General features: G+C 64.6%; 21 protein-coding genes. 7 read left to right on the forward strand and 14 right to left on the reverse strand.

What is annotated here, in order from left to right:
* Positions 1 to 8: 8 nt before the first annotated feature.
* On the reverse strand, positions 9 to 1,199 hold the full coding sequence (locus tag AC5Y43_RS09240; protein ID WP_499971713.1) for an amidohydrolase family protein: 1,191 nt from the start codon (positions 1,197 to 1,199) through the stop codon (positions 9 to 11).
* Between the two features lie 79 nt (positions 1,200 to 1,278).
* A complete protein-coding gene (locus AC5Y43_RS09245) occupies positions 1,279 to 1,698 on the reverse strand; it encodes a lipoprotein LpqH (protein WP_499971715.1) in 420 nt (139 codons plus the stop codon).
* Positions 1,699 to 1,805: 107 nt separating this feature from the next.
* Here AC5Y43_RS09245 and AC5Y43_RS09250 point away from each other — a divergent pair, with 107 nt between their 5' ends.
* Entirely contained in the window at positions 1,806 to 2,570 is a 765-nt protein-coding gene (locus tag AC5Y43_RS09250) for an enoyl-CoA hydratase/isomerase family protein (protein WP_499971717.1), read from the forward strand.
* Positions 2,567 to 3,007: an Rv2576c family protein gene (locus tag AC5Y43_RS09255; protein ID WP_499971719.1), complete on the forward strand. Its 441-nt coding sequence runs from the start codon at positions 2,567 to 2,569 to the stop codon at positions 3,005 to 3,007. Before AC5Y43_RS09250 ends, AC5Y43_RS09255 begins: the two co-directional genes overlap by 4 nt.
* Here AC5Y43_RS09255 and AC5Y43_RS09260 read toward each other — a convergent pair.
* Positions 2,923 to 3,633, reverse strand: a complete 711-nt coding sequence (locus tag AC5Y43_RS09260) for a TetR/AcrR family transcriptional regulator (protein WP_499971722.1) — start codon at positions 3,631 to 3,633, stop codon at positions 2,923 to 2,925. The two genes, AC5Y43_RS09255 and AC5Y43_RS09260, sit on opposite strands and share 85 nt — an antisense overlap.
* Positions 3,634 to 3,842: 209 nt before the next feature.
* Here AC5Y43_RS09260 and AC5Y43_RS09265 point away from each other — a divergent pair, with 209 nt between their 5' ends.
* Positions 3,843 to 5,138 (forward strand): cytochrome P450, encoded by a 1,296-nt coding sequence (locus AC5Y43_RS09265; protein WP_499971725.1) that lies wholly within the window; start codon positions 3,843 to 3,845, stop codon positions 5,136 to 5,138.
* A 1-nt stretch (position 5,139) separates the two neighbouring features.
* Here AC5Y43_RS09265 and AC5Y43_RS09270 read toward each other — a convergent pair whose 3' ends face one another.
* From AC5Y43_RS09270 to AC5Y43_RS09285, 4 genes are read right to left on the reverse strand one after another with little or no spacing between them, the layout of a single operon-like run.
* Positions 5,140 to 5,421, reverse strand: coding sequence for a cytochrome C oxidase subunit IV family protein (locus tag AC5Y43_RS09270; protein WP_499971728.1), 282 nt, complete (start codon positions 5,419 to 5,421; stop codon positions 5,140 to 5,142).
* Between the two features lie 3 nt (positions 5,422 to 5,424).
* Positions 5,425 to 6,021: a cytochrome c oxidase subunit 3 family protein gene (locus AC5Y43_RS09275; RefSeq protein ID WP_499971731.1), complete on the reverse strand. Its 597-nt coding sequence runs from the start codon at positions 6,019 to 6,021 to the stop codon at positions 5,425 to 5,427.
* Positions 6,018 to 6,833, reverse strand: coding sequence for a hypothetical protein (locus AC5Y43_RS09280; RefSeq protein WP_499971733.1), 816 nt, complete (start codon positions 6,831 to 6,833; stop codon positions 6,018 to 6,020). The genes AC5Y43_RS09275 and AC5Y43_RS09280 overlap by 4 nt, the downstream gene beginning before the upstream one ends.
* Positions 6,830 to 7,615: a hypothetical protein gene (locus AC5Y43_RS09285; RefSeq protein ID WP_499971734.1), complete on the reverse strand. Its 786-nt coding sequence runs from the start codon at positions 7,613 to 7,615 to the stop codon at positions 6,830 to 6,832. Before AC5Y43_RS09285 ends, AC5Y43_RS09280 begins: the two co-directional genes overlap by 4 nt.
* Before the next feature lie 110 nt (positions 7,616 to 7,725).
* Between AC5Y43_RS09285 and AC5Y43_RS09290 the strand changes: the two genes are divergently transcribed.
* Positions 7,726 to 8,328: a TetR/AcrR family transcriptional regulator gene (locus AC5Y43_RS09290; RefSeq protein ID WP_499971736.1), complete on the forward strand. Its 603-nt coding sequence runs from the start codon at positions 7,726 to 7,728 to the stop codon at positions 8,326 to 8,328.
* A 3-nt stretch (positions 8,329 to 8,331) separates the two neighbouring features.
* Here AC5Y43_RS09290 and AC5Y43_RS09295 read toward each other — a convergent pair whose 3' ends face one another.
* Positions 8,332 to 8,727: a hypothetical protein gene (locus tag AC5Y43_RS09295; protein ID WP_499972205.1), complete on the reverse strand. Its 396-nt coding sequence runs from the start codon at positions 8,725 to 8,727 to the stop codon at positions 8,332 to 8,334.
* Between the two features lie 216 nt (positions 8,728 to 8,943).
* Between AC5Y43_RS09295 and AC5Y43_RS09300 the strand changes: the two genes are divergently transcribed.
* The 3 genes from AC5Y43_RS09300 (at position 8,944) to AC5Y43_RS09310 (ending at position 11,038) form a co-directional block, all read left to right on the forward strand.
* Positions 8,944 to 9,747 carry an Rv1363c family protein gene (locus tag AC5Y43_RS09300; protein ID WP_499972207.1) on the forward strand — a complete coding sequence of 268 codons (804 nt, stop codon included), beginning with the start codon at positions 8,944 to 8,946 and terminating at the stop codon, positions 9,745 to 9,747.
* On the forward strand, positions 9,744 to 10,385 hold the full coding sequence (locus AC5Y43_RS09305; protein WP_499971738.1) for an Rv1363c family protein: 642 nt from the start codon (positions 9,744 to 9,746) through the stop codon (positions 10,383 to 10,385). Before AC5Y43_RS09300 ends, AC5Y43_RS09305 begins: the two co-directional genes overlap by 4 nt.
* Before the next feature lie 131 nt (positions 10,386 to 10,516).
* Entirely contained in the window at positions 10,517 to 11,038 is a 522-nt protein-coding gene (locus AC5Y43_RS09310; protein ID WP_499971740.1) for an Rv2253/PknI dimerization domain-containing protein, read from the forward strand.
* A gap of 67 nt (positions 11,039 to 11,105) precedes the next feature.
* On the opposite strand, the gene AC5Y43_RS09315 is transcribed toward AC5Y43_RS09310, so the two are convergent.
* From AC5Y43_RS09315 to AC5Y43_RS09340, 6 genes are read right to left on the reverse strand one after another with little or no spacing between them, the layout of a single operon-like run.
* Positions 11,106 to 12,878 (reverse strand): MCE family protein, encoded by a 1,773-nt coding sequence (locus tag AC5Y43_RS09315; RefSeq protein WP_499971742.1) that lies wholly within the window; start codon positions 12,876 to 12,878, stop codon positions 11,106 to 11,108.
* A complete protein-coding gene (locus AC5Y43_RS09320; RefSeq protein ID WP_499971744.1) occupies positions 12,879 to 14,171 on the reverse strand; it encodes an MCE family protein in 1,293 nt (430 codons plus the stop codon).
* A complete protein-coding gene (locus AC5Y43_RS09325) occupies positions 14,168 to 15,607 on the reverse strand; it encodes an MCE family protein (RefSeq protein WP_499971746.1) in 1,440 nt (479 codons plus the stop codon). Before AC5Y43_RS09325 ends, AC5Y43_RS09320 begins: the two co-directional genes overlap by 4 nt.
* Positions 15,604 to 16,722 (reverse strand): MCE family protein, encoded by a 1,119-nt coding sequence (locus AC5Y43_RS09330; protein ID WP_499971748.1) that lies wholly within the window; start codon positions 16,720 to 16,722, stop codon positions 15,604 to 15,606. Before AC5Y43_RS09330 ends, AC5Y43_RS09325 begins: the two co-directional genes overlap by 4 nt.
* Positions 16,722 to 17,744 (reverse strand): MCE family protein, encoded by a 1,023-nt coding sequence (locus AC5Y43_RS09335; RefSeq protein WP_499971750.1) that lies wholly within the window; start codon positions 17,742 to 17,744, stop codon positions 16,722 to 16,724. The genes AC5Y43_RS09330 and AC5Y43_RS09335 overlap by 1 nt, the downstream gene beginning before the upstream one ends.
* Positions 17,741 to 18,895, reverse strand: coding sequence for an MCE family protein (locus AC5Y43_RS09340; RefSeq protein WP_499972208.1), 1,155 nt, complete (start codon positions 18,893 to 18,895; stop codon positions 17,741 to 17,743). Before AC5Y43_RS09340 ends, AC5Y43_RS09335 begins: the two co-directional genes overlap by 4 nt.
* Positions 18,896 to 19,012 lie beyond the last annotated feature (117 nt).

A 19,012-nucleotide genomic window follows, 5' to 3' on the forward strand; every position in this document is an offset into this window, starting at 1 on the left:
CCGGCGCGTCACACCGTGACGAGTCGACCGAGGTTGCCGCCCATGATCTTGGCCTGGTCGTCGACGGACAGATGCGACAGCGCGTTGACGTAGAACGTCGGCTCCGCCAGCCCTTCCGGGTGCGGCCAGTCCGAGCCGTACAGCACCTGGTCCACGCCGACGAGGTTGACCAGGTCGTCGATGCCGTCCTCGAAGAACGGGCTCACGTGGATCCGGTTCTTGACCATCTCGACGGGGTCGCTGGGGAAAACCTCCGGGGCCTTCCGGAAGACCTCGGCCAGGCCGTCCAGCAGCGGCGTCATCCACTTCGAACCGGCCTCGACGATCGCGACCTTCAGCTTCGGGTGGCGGTACAGCGCGCCGTGAATCACCCACGATCCCACCGCGTCCTGGATTGGGCGCCACTCGTTGAGGATGCCCATCGCGTTGGTCTGGAACGGCAGCATCTCCTGCTCGGCGCCGTCCCATTCGGAGGTGTACCGGGAATAGCCGCTGTCGGACGAGTGCATGCCGACCAGCACGTCGTGCTCGACAACCCGCTCCCAGAACGGGTCGAACTCGGGCGTCGCGAACGAACGCGGACCACGGAAGCCGGGGACCGGCGCCGGGCGGACCAGGATGCACCGCGCACCGCGCTTGACCGCCCACTCCAGTTCCTCGATCGCCTTCTCGACGATCGGCAGGGTGATGACGGGGGTGGTGAAGATCCGGTTCTGGTAGTTGAACCCCCAGACCTCGTCGAGCCACTCGTTCAGCGCGTGGATCAGGACGTGGATGGCGACCGGGTCGTCGCGCAGCCGTTCCTCGAGCAGGCTGGCCAGTGTCGGGAACATCAACGTGCGGTCCAGGCCCAGCTCGTTCATCTTCTCCAAGCGGGGGCCGGGCTCGAAGAACGCCGGGATCGCCCGCATCGGCTCACCGAACAGCTCGCGCTTGCTCTTGCCGTCCGGGTTGCCGTACTTGAAGTACTCCTCCCAGGCACCCGGCCGGGCGACGACCTCGAAGGTCGGGTTGGGGATGTAGTTGCTGATGTGCCCGCGGATCGCGATCTTCGTCCGCCCGTTGATCTGCACGTACTGGACGAAGTCCTTGTACTGCTTGGGCAGGAACTTGGTCAGCGCCTCCGGCGGCTCGTAGAGATGGTTATCTGCGTCAAAGATCGGAAACGGAACGTCTTCCCGGTGTGACAACTGGCCCATGAGATCCTCCTTCGCGATTTGTGAGAATAGTATTCTCTCTCGGGTCAGACTGCAACGCGGCCCCCCTGCCCGGAAGCGGTCAGCACGTCACAACGATTTTGAACGTGGCGGTAGCCGGTTCATTGGATTTGTCGGTCGTATGGCCGGCGGCGGTGCCGCTGATGGTGAACTTGTCACCAGTCATGCTCAGGTCGGCGTTGCCGCCGCCACCCCGGGAGTACATCCCGCTGAACCCACCCAGGTTCCGGATGTGGACAGACTCGGCTACCGCCGGTTGTGCACTCTCGTCGACGACGAGCTTGGCTCCGGCAAAATCACTGCCGATGTCGATCGTCCGCGTCCACTCGAGCTGACTGCACTTGACGATGTGAAAGCTTCGCTCGTTGCCGTTCACGGTGGCCGATGCCGTGCTGGAGAGTTGGGTCGGCGGCCGCGACGTGCATGCCCCGAGCAGGGCAACGGTGAGGGCCACAGCGGCGGCCACGATTCGGCTCCGCACCGAGTCACCTCCATCCTCGCCGTGAGAGTTCTTGAGCCTGCAGCGATGATGTTATTCTCGCGAAAAGAGAATGCCAATATCGGGCTCTTGCCGAGGAGCGATTGAGCATGGTGGACCTAGAGATCGACAGCCTCGTTCCGGGGTTGGCGGTGCTGACCATCGATCGCCCCCACGCGCGCAATGCCATCGCGCCGGACACCATGGACCAGCTGGAGAAGGCAATCGACGCAGCGGCGGGCGCCGACGCACTGGTGATCAAGGGCGCCGGAGATCGCGCTTTCGTATCGGGCGGTGACCTCAAGGAATTGAGTGCGCTGCGGACCGAGGCGGACGCCGCAGCGATGGCACGGCGGATGCGGTCCATCTGCGACCAGTTGGCAGACTTCCCCGCGCCCGTCATCGCCGCACTCAACGGCCACGCATTCGGCGGCGGCGCCGAAGTCGCTGTCGCCGCCGACATCCGGGTGGCGGCCGACGACATCAAGATCGCGTTCAACCAAGTGCAGTTGGAGATCATGCCGGCCTGGGGTGGCGCCGAGCGGCTGGCCGCGCTGGTCGGAAAGAGCAAGGCGCTGCTGTTGGCCGGTTCGGGAACCGCACTCAGCGCCTTTGACGCCGAGCGAATCGGCTTGGTGGACCAAGTCTTGCCCCGCGACGTCTTCGACTCGCCTGATGAGGGATGGCGACCTGTCGCGAGGTCGCTGGCCCGCCGCCCAGCGGCGGAGATAAAGCGCGTAATCCGCGGAGTTTCTCCTGATGAGGCGATAGCATCCTTTGCACGGCTATGGGTTGCCGACCCGCACTGGCAGGCCGCAGAACGGGTGATGAACCGCAACGCCACACCGCGCCCGGCGGCCGGAGGAGCATCATGACCATCAGATCGAAGACGGTGATACGCGCCGGCTCCATCGCGTCGGTGGCTTCGCTGTTGATAGTGGCGGGTGCGCTGACGGGGAGCGGACGGGCCCATGCCGACGATCCGGTCATGCATCACGTCAAGTACACGGTGACCGCCCAGAATCCCATCTACACCGACATCTATTACCTGGACCATGAGCCGGCAATTTTTGCCGACTACAGCCACAACCCCTACTCGTTCACACCACACGTCGACGTCGACCTGGTGCCGGGCCAGCCGTGGACTTACGAGCTGGACCTGTCGAAACCCGAGGTGTATGCGATGGTCGTGGCGAGCACGGGCACGGAACCCGGGACGCCCAACCTTCATTGCGAATTGGCGGTAGACGGAGCCGTCGTCGTATCCAAGGACGGACCCAAAGGCGTGCTTTGCTCACTGCGGCACTGGTGAACCACCCAGGCCTCCGGTATATCCGCGACGGGCTGTGGTTCGCCTTCGAGGCGGCGCAGGTAATTTTCCACCAGCTCCAGGGTTTCGGCGTGACCGCCGGAGATGCCGACCGCCCGCTCGAGCACCAGAAACCGCGACAGGCTGGTCATCAGGACCGTCCAGACCACCGGCGGCACGTCTCCGGGCTTGACCCCGTAGCGCTGCAGCGCGGCCGTCACCGCCTGGCGTTGTTCCTCGCGGAAACGCTCGGCGTAGTAGGCAATTTCGGCGCGCATCTCCTTGCGGTGGTTGGCCAGCGCCATGAACTCCATCGAGATGCGGGTGAATCCGGGGTCGGTGCCGAATCTCCACAGCGCCCACAGGGGTTGCGACGATTGCAGCACGTGCGCCTGCACGGCGAGACCCTCTTCGGCGCGGCGGCGGAACACCTCGAGGAACAGCTCGTCCATGGTGCGGAAGTAGTAGTGCACGAGTTGGGGTTTCAGCCCCGCGCGGCCGGCGAGCCGACGCGAGGTAACGGCGGCGTAGCCCTCCTCGAGCATCAGCCGCTCGGCCGCGTCGAGCAACAGGCCACGATTCTTCGCGTCCGGCGCCCCGATCCTGCGGGCCACGGAAGTAGGTGTCATGCCTTCACTCCATACTCTCGTCGCGCCCGTGACTCTCGTCGCAGTGTGCCGGCCACACGGATCGTATCGTGGTACGGCCTCGCGGCCTTGACCACGACATTACCGCCATGCTAAGCAGGTGCTCAGCAGATTTCTCGATCTCGACATCGGGCGGCGACACCGCTGCCGCCGAACACCACCGGTAAACCCAGCCCAGGAGATGCAATCCGATGAGCAGCTACGACTCGATCGACTTCTTCACCGATCAGTCCTTGGTCCCCGATCCGCATCCCTACTTCGACTACCTGCGCAGTCAAAACCCGGTGCTCCGCCTGCCGCACTACGGGGTCGTCGCCATCACCGGCTATGAGGAGGCCAGCGCGGTCTACAAGGACCCCGAGACGTTCTCGAACATCGTCGCGCTGGGCGGTCCGTTTCCCCCGCTGCCGTTCCAACCCGAGGGCAACGACATCAGCGCCCAGATCGATGCGCACCGCAGTCAATTTCCGATGTTCGAGCACATGGTCACCATGGATCCCCCGGAGCACACACGTGCCCGATCGGTGCTGGCCAAGCTGCTGACCCCGAGCCGGCTGAAGCAGAACGAGGAGTTCATGTGGCGCCTCGCCGACCGCCAGCTCGACGAGTTCCTGCACAACGGTGAGTGCGAGTTCATCGCCGAATACTCGAAGCCCTTCGCCACGTTGGTGATCGCCGACCTGCTCGGTGTCCCCGAGGACGACCACAAGGAGTTCCGCGTCGTTCTGGGCGCCGATCGTCCCGACACGCGGGTGGGCGCCCTGGACCACGAATCGGTCGGCATCAACCCGCTGGAGTGGCTCGACGACAAGTTCTGCTCCTACATTGAGGACCGCCGCCGCGAACCGCGCAACGACGTGCTGACCTCGCTGGCGGGAGCGAAGTATCCCGACGGGTCGACGCCCCCGGTCATCGAGGTGGTCCGATCGGCCACGTTCCTTTTTGCCGCCGGGCAGGAGACCACCGCCAAGCTGCTCGGTGTTGCGCTGCAGGTGATAGGCGACCGGCCGGACATCCAACAGCGGTTACGTGACGACCGCAGCCTGATCCCGAACTTCATCGAAGAATCCCTGCGCATGGAAAGCCCGGTCAAGAGCGACTCGCGGCTGGCCCGCAGGGCGACGAACATCGGCGGTGTCGACATCCCCGCCGGCACCGTGGTGATGATCTTGCCCGGTGCCGCCAATCGCGACCCGCGCCGGTTCGAGAATCCGCACGAATTCGACATCAACCGCAAGAACGTGCGCGAGCACATGGCCTTTGCCCGCGGTGTGCACTCGTGCCCCGGGGCGCCGCTCGCCCGCGTCGAAGGCCGTGTCTCAATCGAGCGCCTTCTGGACCGGATGTCGCGCATCGAGATCGACGAGGCCCACCACGGTCCGAGCTCCGGACGTCGCTACAACTACGAGCCGACGTACATCTTGCGCGGTTTGAGCGAGCTACACCTGTCGTTCACGACCGCCGACATTGTCGCGCCCGTGGCCTGAGTCAGATCGTCCTGCCGACGAAGTAGCAGCCGAGCATGGCCACGGCCATGATCACCACCCATGCGTCGGTGAGGCGGCATAGCAAGATCGGGGCTTGGCGGACTTCCATGAACTCGCGAAAGATGATGCGCACCTTGATCAGTGCGATCACGATCACGCTCGCCGTGACCACCGCACTCGGCTGCAGCGATCCATCCGCCGCGTGGTCGATCCAGAGATAGCCCAGCGTGAGCGCCGCGAGGACGGCCCACACGACCAATAACCTCTTGTTGAACTTGACCACCGATCACCTCACCACGTAGAGCAGCGCGAAGATGAGCACCCAGAGGAAGTCGACGGTGTGCCAGTAGGTGGCGCATGTTTCGACGAGCTCCTGGGATCCCTGTGATCCCTGAGCTTTTCGTGCCGCCCCGCGGATTTGATAGACGATGACGCCGAGGGCGACGAAGCCGATCAGCAGGTGCACGAAGTGAATCCCGGTTAGAAAGAAGTAGTAGGTGAAAAAGTCGTTGCTGTCCAAGCCGCGTCCGGCGCGGACCAGCCGGGTCCATTCGAACACCTTGAAGAACAGGAAAACTGCGGCGAATGCGGCCGTGACGTACACGTCGCGCAGTGCAGCCCGGAACGCTTCGGCGCGGGCGGACTGAACACACCGCGCCACCGACCAGGAGCTCAGCAGCAAGACCAGCGTGTTGAAGACCCCGATCCGCAGGTCGAGCTGGGCCTGGGAGTACAGGAAGAGCTCCGGGCTGCGGGCGCGGTAGAACAGGTAGAAGCCGAAATACGCGGTGAACACCAAGGTTTCGAACAACACGAAGGCCCACATGTCGGGCTGTCCGGGCACGAACCTGTTGCGGCCGCCCTTTTCGGCTACGTCGGTCACTGTGCAACCGCCGTGTGCCGCGCCGGGCGGGGCAGTGCGCCGGTACCAAAGTCCTCGCGCTGGATCATGCGAAAGAGCATGACGATGAACGTGACTTGGTAGATGCCGAATACGACCATGTCCAGCCACCAGGCGATCTGGCCGTTCCATGCCAGCACGCCGCGCCGGAAGATCCAGCACGGTGCCACGACGACCTCGGTCAGCGCGTTGCACAGGTTGAGGTAACCGAACCACTTGGGGAACACCCTGTTCTTGTCGAGCAGAATCGCGACCATCCAGATCAGCGAACCGATCAGGAACACCCCCATCGTTCCGTCGAAGGACAGGAAGGCGAAGTCGTAGAGCCAGCCGACGGCTTCGGGGTTGCGCTCCGGTCGCAGCGTTCCGACGATCAGCGCGATGTTGAGCAGCAGCATGCCGGGGACGGCGCTGAAGGAGTAGATGAGCAGGTAGGAATACCCGAACGCGCGGCTGACCGACATTCGCCGCATCGAATACGCGATGAGCGCATTGTTGATCGCTATCATGCCGCTGATGGCGAAGATCACGCCGAAACCGAACGGTATCCCCAGGCGGCGTTCGGAGAACCAGTGCACCTGCGTCGCGAGGTCCCAGGTGGGCTGCGGCGGCGGCTGAACCTGCGCCACGATGAAGAACATCGGAAAGAAAAGGTTGTAGAACACGACGAGTACCGCCCAGGCCAGCCAGAGCTCCCGCTTGGGGCCGTGCCACAGGTGCCAGCCGACTCGGCGATGCAGTGGTCCCGGGGGCGGCGTGGCGGGCGAGGTCGGCGGTGTGATCACAGCGCTCACGCGTTGACCAGTTCCCCTGGGCGCCCGGCGTTCTCGGCACGCTCCCGATAGATGGCCCGTCCCAGCACCATGCCCATCACCACGATCCAGACCGCGATGGCGACGTTTTTCACCCAGAAGGACAGGAAGCCGTCCCACGCCAGCGGGCCGGATAGTGACACACCGACGAAGGCGGCGGGCACCAGAGCGGCGGCCACCAGAAGGTTGAAGTGGGCCACCCAGCGGTTGAATACCGGACGCGGTTGATCGTCGAAATAGATTGCCAGCGCCAGGATCACGCTCTGTCCGATCAGAAACGGCACCAAAATCGTGAAGGTCATCCAGGCGAAGTCGTTGAGCAACTGGGTCAGCTCGGGGCTGCGTTCCGGGCGGAATGCGGCCAGCAGCCAGCAGACGTTGGCGACGAGAAACAGTGTCGGACCGCCGGCCACGCAGCCCAGCATGGCGTAGGAGAAGATCGGCGTCCGGTGCGCCATCCTGCGGATCTGCAACACGATCAACGCCAGGATCGGCACCAGGCACACGCCGAACCAGTTGAACACGATCATGCTGTACCGGATCTCCGGAAGGTGCGCCGGATCGCGATAGAACGCAGCCACCTGATCTGCCGACAGCGCGGGCGACATCGGCGGATTGAAAGCCGGAAACAGGAAAAAGGCGGCGATCCAGATGATCACCGTCACGGGCAGCGTCCACAGCAGGATGAGCTCACCGTCGATGCGCCGCAGCGCGGTTCGCGCCGATTGGCGACTGCCTGCATCGTTTCCGACGACATCGGACATCGGTGTTCCTTCCCGCATGGACCCCGCACGTAAATGCGCCAACACTCGGCTAGTCAGCGAAGCTAGCCGATCGGCTAGCCACGGTCAATAGCGTCGTCTACTCTCGGTGCGTGGGAACAGCACGGCAGCCTGCCGACGATCGGCAATTCTGGCTGATCGAGCACAGCGCGGCCCGGACGCGGGTCCTCGATGCCGCGCTGGATCTGTTCGCCACGCACGGCGTCAGCGGAACGTCGCTGCAGATGATCGCCGATGCCGTCGGCGTAACGAAAGCCGCTGTCTACCATCAGTTCCGAACCAAAGAGCAGATCGTCATCGCCGTCACCGAGCGCGAACTCGGCCGCCTCGAGCCGGCGCTCGAGGAGGCCGAGGCATACGACGACGGGCCTCAAGCGCGAGATGCCTTGTTGGTGCGCGTGATTGAGATGGCCGTCCGCGACCGGCGGTTGGTGCGCACGCTGCAATTCGATCCCGTCGTGGTCCGGCTGCTGGCCGAGCACAAGCCGTTCCAGCTGTTCATGGACCGTCTGTACCAGGTGCTGCTGAGCGATGTGGGTCTGGACGGGCGGATCGAGGCCGCCATGTTCTCCGGCGCCGTCAGCAGCGCCGTCATGCACCCGCTGGTCGCCGACGTCGACGATGCCACGTTGTTCGAACGGGTTACCGATTTGAGCCGACGCCTGCTCGGCCTGCCTCGGGAGGCGCCCAACTGACTGCTACGTGTCGGCGCGGACCCAACTCGATATGCCGTCGTGCGCGATACAGATCAGGAACAAACCATCGGGGGCCTGCGCGACGTAATTCAGATAATTGGTGCAGTCGGCGTTTTCGTCCTTGACCCCCGCCATCGGCGGCGACCGGAACCATCGAGGCTGATATCTCCTCGGCGAGCCGCAGAACATCAGGCGCCCGGGCTGCGCTGCGGGCGGAACGACACTGTCGTCGACACCAAAGACGTAGTAGGTGGTGTTATCACACGGCGCGCCCAAGACCCGATGCGACAAGATGCCCGGGGTGCAGGCGGGGTAGTCGCAGACGGTCGGGCCGGCCGACGATGGCGGCGCCGCCAGCACGGTGACGCTGAGCAGGGCGCCGAGCAACGCGGCAGCCATTGCCACGATGAATCGCACCCAATTACTTTGCCATACCCGGAAGTAAAATTCTCCTGGTTGGAGAAGATCATTTGGGCCAGCCAGCAGCCGGTGTCGACCGCACCCGATGCCTTCGTACCCGTCCGCGCTGAGCGAGCGTTTCCGCACGTGAAAGCCACCAAGGGAGCCCCGCGATGGCAACGGCCGGCCCATGCTGAAGTGATAAGCTGCTTCTCCGTGCACGATCCGGAGGGCCCCGACGCCGACCATGGTGATGACCGGTCGGCCGGGACCGATCCCGATGGGCCCCAGTCGCGCTCGGCGCTACGTTCCAGTGCCGTAGCGCCCGCCTCGGGAGTGGACGCCGAAGACGAAGTTGCCAAGGCCGAAGCGCGCGCCGAGGCGGCTCGGGCGCGCCTCTCGATGCTGCGCGAGGCCGCCGAAACCGGGGGCGCGGACGACGTCCGAGATGTCGACCGGCGCCCCGCTAAGTGGACCCGGCAGCGGCTACGGGTCCGACGTCCGAAACGGCTGCGGGGCCCGGAGTCGCTCCGGCGTCCAAAACGGAAAACAGTGGCCGCCGGCGTCGGCGCCGTGCTCTTATCGGCCTCTGTGGCCGCGACCGGCTACATGCTGTGGCAGCACCACACCGCGGTCCATAACCGCCAACTCGCCGCGGAGTTCAGTGCAGCCGCCCGGCAAGGGATCACGGCACTGATGTCGATTGACCCCGAGCATGCCAAGGAGGATGTCCAGCGCACGATCGACGCCTCCACCGGCGACCAGAAGAACCAGCTATCTGTGCTGTCGACCCTGATAGTCAAGAAGGCCGAGGAAACGAAGGTCGGTATCAAGGTCAGCATCGAAGCCGTCGCCGTCGAGTCGTTGAGCGACAATTCGGGAGTCGTGCTTGTGGCGGCGAAAACCAACCCCTTTGGGCCGGATGACGCCAAACCGCCACCGGCTTTGTTTCGGCTCAGCGTGAATATGGACCGCGACGGCGGCCAACTCAAGATGTCGAAAGTTGATTTCCTGCGATGACGTCCGAACACGGCTCGTCGCGGGACGGCGCCGACGAGGCGATTGACGCCGTGGAGAATTCACACGCCGACGAGCGCGGAGCGCCGCCCGTCAACGAGGAACCGGCACGCTTACGCCGGCTGCCCGCGATTCGGCGCCGGGCCCGCCGGTATTTGGCAGGGTGGCGTTCGATCGTCGCGACAACGTTGGTTGTTGCCGCCATGGGAGTCGCCGCCGGCGTGTACTTCATCCTGTACCGGCCGGATCAGCAGGTCGGCGACGCGGCGGCGCGCAGGGCAATCCAGGCGGCGTCAGATGGCGCCGTGGCGGTGTTGTCATATTCCTACGACCATTTGAACCGCGATTTCGACAACGCGAAGTCGCATCTCACCGGCGACTTCCTTGACTATTACAGCAAATTCACCGACGCCGCCGTCGCGCCGACGGCGCAGCAGGGACAACTGACGGCAACCGCCAAGGTGATCCGGGCCGCAGTCTCGGAACTGCATCCCGATTCGGCAGTCGTGCTGGTTTTCGTCGACCAGACCACCGCAAGCGCGCAAAAGAAAGAACCCGACAAGACGCAAAGCAGCATTCTGGTCACACTGACAAAAGTCGACGGGTCCTGGCTGATCGCGAAATTCGACCCATCCGGGTGAGCACGGCAGATCTTGTCCCAACCGTTACCTGGTGGGCGCAAGCGGTGTAACGTCATCGCTCGAGGGCGCCGCAACCGACGGCGATAAGGTGCCACAGGCACTCTCGGATTACGCGCTTCGAGGAGCACCTGATGCGTTCAGTCAAAACACTCGCCACAGCAAGCCTGTTGGCTGCCAGTGCATTCGGCGGTTTGAGCACCGCCTCCACAGCCCAGGCAATAACCAAGGAAGACGTGGCCCTCAACGGGACCTTCCGCGCCACGTCGATTGGCGACTATGCCCAGAGAAACGATCAGTATTTCGGCCAACCGACGATCTACCAAGTATGGACTATCACCTCGACATGCGACTCGACCCAGGAATGCCATGGCACGGTGACCAGCGACCACGGATGGAGCGCGCCCCTTTACATGAACGACGGGGAGATGTGGAAGGTGAAACACGAAGTGCCGAACTGGGAGCGATGCGAGGACGGCACCGCGTTTCCCGGGCAGCAGACCTTCTTTTTCTTCCCGGTAAACGACAATGGTGGATGGCAACTCGGGTCGCGGGTCCTCTCGGGCAAGGACAAGACAGTCGGCCCAAGCGGTGCCTGCGGGCAAAACCAGTGGCTGGATATCACGATGCCGTTGCGTCTGGACCAGCTCTCCTGACCCAGTGGTCGTAGGTTTCTCGTAGCGTCGCCCCGCCGCCCCTGGGCCGCTCCGCCTCAGGGCGGATTCAGGTGGGAATCATGTCCTTCCACGTCTTCGGCGCTTTCGGAGCAACGAGATCCGACTGCTGGTACAACTTACCGTCCGGACCGACATAACGACCGGTATGCGGATCGTACTTTGCCACCGCGACCGACGGCGCGGGCTTGGATGTGTTGGCTCCGTACGAGCTTGGCGCGGCCTGGGGCTGTCCACCGTCAACCTGATCCGGTGCTGCGGGCGCCGGTGGTGGCGGCAGCAGCGCTGGCGGTGGCAGCAGCGCCGGTGGTATCAGCGGTGGTGGCGGCGCCGGAAGTTCGCTCGGTGCAGCGACATCGAGGGGCGCAAAAGCCGGAATGTCCGCCGACATTGGCGACATCGGCGCGAGCGCTGGTCCCGACGACGGCACCGGCGGAACGGCGGCTCCCAGCGTGCCGGGCGGCGGATTTTCTCCCCGCGGACCCGCCGGGCTGCCGCGCGGCACCGCCCCCGGCGGCAGCGGCGTTCCCTCGACCGGGCCGAAGATCCTGTCATTGGAGGTGATCCGGTCATCGGGCGGAACACCCTGGGACAGCAGATTCGGATCCAGCGGATAGGGGCCGAGGGTGTGCTGGCGCATCGCCAGCGGCATGTATGGCTGGTCGCTGTTGCAGATTTCGACGGTCGGCGCGCGCTTGCCCGGGTGACCCATGCAGGGATAGTTGCGCGCACCGCGCACAGCGATCGGTGAATCCTGCGGGAGTTTGCAGTACAACCCGTCGGGTGTGTCGATGTCGGTGAGGTCTTCCGGGGATCGCCAGGTGTTGGGTGGCATGAAGCCAACCGTGCAAATCGGCGGGTCGTCGACCGTGGCCGCGAAGTCGCCGTAAGCCCTGCCGTCGGGATGGTTTTCACCCTGAGCGGCCTGCTCGATAGCGACCCCCGACGGCAGCAACACCAACAGCTGCTCGATCGAAGGGTGGTAGGTGATGCCGATCTGCCCGATCGTGGTCAGGTTGGCAAGCAACACCGGCAGCGTCGGTTTGATTTGTTCGAGAAGCCGTGACGCTTCGTCCGCCGTGTCAGGACCTTTTTGCAAGATGGTGCGGAAATGGGAATCGTTGTCCACCAACGTATCCGAGATGCCGGCGAAGCTGCGCGCCCACGTCCTGATCGAATCGGTGGTTCGCGCCTGCGTATCCAGCAGCGGCCCGGTGTCTTCGGTGAGGGCGCGGGTGCGATCGACCACGCCGTTGGCGTCGCGGGACAAGGTCTTCGAGGAATCGATCAGTGACCCCAAGTCGTAACCCGTGCCGTTGAAGCCCTCAAAGGACTCGTCGAGCAATTGGCCGAGTTTGGTCTTCGGGATGCTCTGGACCAAGGCATTGACCTGTTCGAGCATCGGCCCGACCGGCTGCGGAATTGTCGTGTCGCGCACGGCGATAACCGAGCCGTCGTGCAGGTAGGGCGGCGAATCGGTTTTGGGCTGCAAGTCCACGTACTGTTCACCCACCGCGGAGACACTGAGCACCGCCGCCGTCAGGTCCGCGGGGACCTTCGGTGAAGTGCTCAGCGACAGCGTCGCTTTCGCGCCGGTCGGCGTCAAACCCACCGCGGTGACCTTGCCGAGCTGAACACCTCGGTAGGTCACGTTGGAAAAGCGGTACAGGCCGCCGGTGGCCGGCAGCTCCAGCGTCACCGTCATCCGGCCGATGCCCAGCAGGGTCGGCGCCTGAATATAGAAGAGGACCATCGCGATCACGCCGAGGGTCCCGACGACCGTGAAAATCGCCAGCTGGATCCGAACGAAGCGTGTCAGCATCTATCCGCCGCCTTCCGCCGCAGGTGCCTCTGCCGGCGGTGGCGCTTGACCAAGACCTGCATCGGGCGACGGACTCGCGCCGGGGGGAGGCCCGGGCAGCGGTCCGTAATTCCCCGGTCCCGGTTGCGGTACCGCACCCGGCGGAGGAGGGGGCAGCGGCAATGCGTTGGGATCGATCCACGGTGGCCTCAGCGGGTTATGCAAAGGATCGAGTGTGTAGTTGAGGCGATACGGGTCCCCCGGCACCGGCGGTACGGGCATGTCCAGCTGCCCCCAGTGAGTTCCGAGCATCAATCCCTTCTTGAGCCGTGGGATCGTCAAGTCGAAATCGAAATGCAGGTTGAAGAAGTCGCCTCGGACCGCCCGGTCGACGAAGTTCTGGGTGAACGGGAACACGAACGAGGCCGCGATGGCCCCGCCGAAGTCCGGTCCGACGTCGGCGAGCGCTTTGAGGGTCGGTTCCAGGTTTTTGAGGTTCTTGACCAGGTCGGCCTGGACGTCGTTGGCCAGCCGGGTGGCGGTGTTGCTGAACACGCGCAGGTGATCCAAGGCGGCCGTCAGCCGCGGCCGCTCCTTGACCAGCACCTCGAGCGCGGCCGGTAGCTTCTGCAGCGCCTGGGTGAGAACGTCGCGTTGGTCGGCGAATGTGCCGGCGAGCCGGTTCAGCGCCTGGATGGAGGCGACGAGGTTGTCCCGCTGGTCGTCCAGCGTTCCCACGAACGTGTCGAGGCGGGTGATCAGATCACGCACGGCGCCCTCGCGCCCGGACAGGGCGGCGGAGAAATTGTGGATGACCTCGCCGATCTGTCCCAGTCCCCCGCCGTTGACGACCGCCCCCAGCGACGACAGCGTCTGCTCGGTCGACGGGTAGGCCGATGACCGGCTGTGCGGAATCGTGGCCCCGGGCTGCAGCCGCCCGCTGCCCTGCTGGCCCAGCGGCGTATTGAGCTCCACGTGCATCGAGCCCAGCAGGCTGGTCTGACCGACGACGGCTACCACGTTGGCCGGGACCACCACATCGCGCTTGACCGAGATCTCGACGTCGGCGTGCCAGCCTTTCACCCGCATCGCGCCGACGCTGCCGACGACGACGTCGTTGATCATCACCGGCGAATTCGACTCCATCGTGCCGACATTCGGAAGTTCGACGTGGTAGATGTTCGCCCCCGGCCCGCGTCCGACCGCGCCCGGAAGGGGCAGTGAATTCAGGCCGTGGAACGCGCATCCCGTCGACGTCAACACCACGCAACAGCCGACGACGAACAGCCGCCGAGCCGCAACCCGGGCGATCACTGTTGTGGCCCGTCGGTCGGGAGCAGCATGTCCGACAAGTTCGACGCGGGCGGCGGTGGCGGTGGCATCGGTGTCGACGGTGGCGGCGGCAGCGGCATCGCCGCGCCCGGTATCCGCCCCGGCGGCACCGAACCCGGCGGTCCCACCGGATCACCCGGCAGGCCGGTATAGGCCGACACAGCGGGCGGGATCTCCGGTGCTGCGGGCTTCGGGCCCTCGCCGCCGGGCGCCAGGCGCGGTTCGGTGTAGAGAACCTTCGACGGGTCAATCGACTTGGATATGAACGGGTTGAGGGGAATCGGCGAGTTGTTGAAGTTGGTCACTCGCAGCCCGGGACCGAGGAACAGGGAGCACAGCTTGCCCGTTTCGACCGCGGTGATGTTGTCGACGGCGCCCATTTGCGTGCATCCCGGTACACCCAGCAGAACTTGGCCTCCCCAGGTGGGATTCGCCATGTTCATGAGCCCGAATCCGCCGACGATGGTTCCGGTGTCGGCGTTGTAGTCGTTGAAGAAGTTGCCGAACGCGTTCGGCGCCGCGTGCAGTACGTTCTCCAGATCCATGTGATGGTCGACCAGGTTCTGCGTGACATCGGCCAGCCGGGCAATCTGTTCGCTGGTCTGGTTGCGCGTTCCCGCGATGAAGCGCTGCACCTCGCCGACCGCCGTGGACAGATCGGTCAGCGCCGCGTCCAGGTCGGATTTGCTGTCGTCGACCACGCTGGTGAGCGTCGCGAGGCGACCGTTGAACTGCTCGATCTGCACGTTGCTGTCGCGCAGCGCGCCGACGAACGTCTGCAGATTCTTGATGATGTCGACGATGTTGCCGCTGCCGTTGGCGAGGATCCGGCCGACGCCTGACAATTGACCGAGAGTTTGTCGCAGCTTGTCGCCGTTGCCGTCGAGCGCGTTGGCCGCGCTGTCGATGAACCGACCCACGGATGTGCCCGATACCCCGCTCTTGGGTCCCAGATCCGTTGCCAGCCGCATCAACTGGGTTTTGACCTCGTCCCACTCGACCGGCACCGCGGTGCGTTCCACCGGTATGACGGCCCCGTCGCGCATGACCGGCCCACTGTCGCGGTACGCCGGCGAGAGCTGGACGTACCGGGCGGCCACTAGATTCGGCGCGACGATGACGGCCTTCGCGTCCGCCGGAATCGGCACGTCGTGGTCGACCTTGAGGATCATCTTGGCCTGTGTGCCCTGCGGCTGAATCGACTTGATGTTGCCGACTTTGACGCCCGACACCCGCACCTCGTCATGGGGATAGATCGCGGTGGCGGTGGTGAAGTAGGCGGTGATCGTCTTCTGGCCGAAGAACGTGTTACGAACGACCACGGCGGCGCCGGCAATGAGGAGCCCGACGAGGGCGACCGCCGCCACGGCCGCCAGCCTCTTTCGGGGGATCCGGGAGATCCGGGAGGTCACTGTCATTGTGATCCTCCGATCCGTCCGCCCGACGTGCAGCCAGGGCACTGTGGAATGAGGTTGTACGGCCAGGGGGTCAGTGCCCGAGGTACCGGCGACGGGTAGCCCGGACCCTTGGACGTGTCGAAGGTGCGGAATCCCCAGAGGTAGTCGAACAACTCCTGGAAGAGTTGCGGGACAAGGAAGTTCGGGGCGAATGCCTGGTAGGCGTACATACCGGAGATCGCCTCACCGACCGTGATCTGGAATTTCTTGAGGCCCGCCATCGCTTTGGCGATGTTGTCGCGGTTCTTCTCCAGCATCGCTGTCACCGAATTCAATCTCTCCAGCGTCGGTGCCAACGTGCTCTCGTTCTCGTGCACCAACGTCGTCAGCTGCTTGGCGACCGCCGAGGTGTTGGCCAGCAGGTCCACGATCTCCTGTCGCCGCGCTACCAGGATTTCGAGCAGGGAGTCGGAGTTCAGGATGAGCTTGTTGACCTGCTGGCTGCGCTCGGAGAGTATCCCGGTGACGTCGCCGGCGCTCTTGAAGAGCTCGCCCAGGTTCTTGTTACGACTGTTGAGGGTGCGCGATAACCGGGTGAGCGCATCGAAGGCCGGCCCCATTTGGGGCGCGATCTGATCGAGCGTCGCCGCCAGGGTGTCCAACGATTGATTCAGCGCCGCCGTGTTGGTGCCGGCCGTGTCCGTCGTCAGGTCACTGACCGCTTCGGTCAACGAATACGGCGACGACGTGCGCGAGACGGGGATCAGGGCCATCGGATGCATCGTGCCGGCGCCGGCGGACTCCACCGTCAGCATCCGTTCGCCGAGCAACGTGCCGGTGCGGATGTGCGCGGACGTCTCCGACCCGAGCAGGACGTTGCCCTTCATCGCGAACGTCACCAGGGCATCGCCGTGGCGCAGCTTCACATCCGACACCGTGCCGACCTTCATCCCCGACACGATGACGGGGTTGCCGACCGCGAGGCCGCCGGCTTCGGTGAACAGCGCCTGGTACCTGACCATCGTCGCCCATGCGACGAATCGGTCGGGCGACAGGCCCACCAGGATGACCATCACCGCCAGGAAGACGCCGATGAATCCGGCTTTGATGAGCCCAGCTCCGCGATACTTGAGCATCAGGGTTCCGTGCACCTTCCTGCGTCTGACCTAAAGATGTTGGCGCGCACGGTCTTGCCCTGAAGGTCCGTGCCGCGGAGCCCGAATTGGCAGAGGTAGTACGGGATGGTGGCGCCGTTCACGCCGAGACGGACCAGCTTTCGGTAGTTCTTCGGCGCCTTGGCGATCGCGGCGTCGATGCGGTCCTTGTCGCCATCGAGGATCGGCGCCAGCCGATTCAACTGGGCTACCGTGCCGGACAGCGGCGGGCGGGCCTGCGCCAGCAGATCCGCCAGCGAGGCGGTTCCCCTGTCCAGGGCGTCAATGGCGGTCCCGATGGTGTCGCGGTCATCCGACAGGCCGCTGACAAGCTGCTCGAGGCGATCGATCGCGCCGGAAAACTTGTTGCCCTCCTTGGAAACCGTGCCGATCACGGTGTTGAGGTTGTCGATCAGTTGCTGCACGGTTTGATCGTTGTCGGCCAAGGCGTTCGAAAACGACGTCGTCTTGGCGAACAGTGACTCGAGAGTGCCGCCCTGCCCCTGGAAAACCTGCAGCAATCCTGAGGTGAGCGCGTTGACATCGCGCGCATTCAGGCCCTGGGTAACGGGTTTCAGTCCGCCGAGCAGCAGATCGAGGTCCAGCGCCGGCGCGGTGCGGCTCACCGGAATCTGACCCCCGGCCGGCAGGTGCTTGGTCGAGCCCGGACCATCGACGAGTTCGAGGTAGCGATCGCCCACCAGGTTGAGGTAGCGCACCGCCGCCCTGGTGCCCTCGGTGAGGACGACGCTGCGGTCGGCGTCGAACTTCACCACAACTTTCTTATCCGGCTGCAGCGAAACGCTATCGATCGTGCCCACCCGGATTCCGGCGACCCGCACCGACTCCCCGGGCTTGAGACGCGACACGTCGGTGAACACCGCCGAATACCCGCTCGTCGAACCCGTCCGGTATTCGCCGAAGATGAAGAACAGGAAGGCGGTCAGCATCGCCATCACGACCGCAAAGATGCCGAACTTGATTAGCGTTGCGCGCGTTCTCATCCTTGTTGTCCGATCTGAGCGGGGTTGCGCGGTGGGCCGGCGATCGGTCCGTACAACAACTCCTTGAGGATGTCGAAGTTGAGCAACAGTTGCGGGTTTCCATAGTTCACGGGGTTGGCGCCGATGTCGGCGATCAATTGCGGCGGAGCCGTGTTGAACGGAATCTTCGGAAGACCCACGCACCGCGGGCCGCCCGTCGCCGCAACCTTGGGCAGGTTCGTCGGATACCGATAACGCTCGGCGCCCCACGTGAGACTCGCCGAGATGTTGATGCTCGGTTCCGACAACGGCGCCCCGTGCGATATCTGTACGAGACCGGCCAACGCGCAGTTGAGCGCCGGGGCGTACTCGTTGGTCAGATCGGTGGTCGGCACGAGCAGGTGCATCACGTTCGTCAGCGGTCCGCGGTTCGCCGACAAGACGTCGTTACCGATGTCCGCCAGGCCGATCGCGCTGATCAGCAACGCATCCAGGTTGTGCTGCTCATCGACAATCGTCTTGCTGATCCGCGTCGCGTTCGCGGCGGTCTTCACCAAATTCGGCGCCGCGTCCGCGTAGGCGTTGGACACCGCCGGCAAGACGGCAAGGTCATGCCTGAAGGCGGGAAGGCTCGGCTCCAGCCTGGCAAGAAACGAATCCAGGTCACTCAGCGACTGGCCCAGCTGTGGTCCCCGCCCGCTGAACGCCTGTGCCAGCGCACCCAGTGACTCGTTGAGCTTCGGCGGGTCGATGTGGCTCAGCACCGACACCAATTGCTGGAACACCGTGTTGATTTCGACCATGACGTGCTGGCCCTGCAGCGTCTGGCCGCCGTGCAGCCGCTGCGCCGACGGTTGGGCAGGATCTACCAGCTGGATGGACTTCGCACCGAAAACCGTCGACGACGCGATGTCGACGAGCACGTTGGCCGGAATGAAGTGCAATTGCGAGGGGTCCATGGCCAAGTGAATGGCCGCTTCGCCGTTCGGCAGCGATTCGATCGAGGAGACCCTGCCCACCTGGACGCCGCGCATCTTCACCTTGGCATCGGGGTTCATCACCAGGCCGGCGCGTTGCGCGTAGACGGTGACGGGGACGCTCTGGGTGAACGAGCCCTGGAACAGGCCCACCGCGACGTAGACGATGACGCCGATCAGGACGATGGTCGCCAACCCTGCCAGCGGGCGTGCATAGGACTGCGCGCCGAAGTGGCGCCCGGGTGACGCCGCGACGGGCTTTGCGGCGCTGGTGGTTTCGGATCGGTGGATGGGGCCCGGCCCGAGATTGCG

It is taken from the genome of Mycobacterium sp. NGS57 (assembly GCF_059812405.1).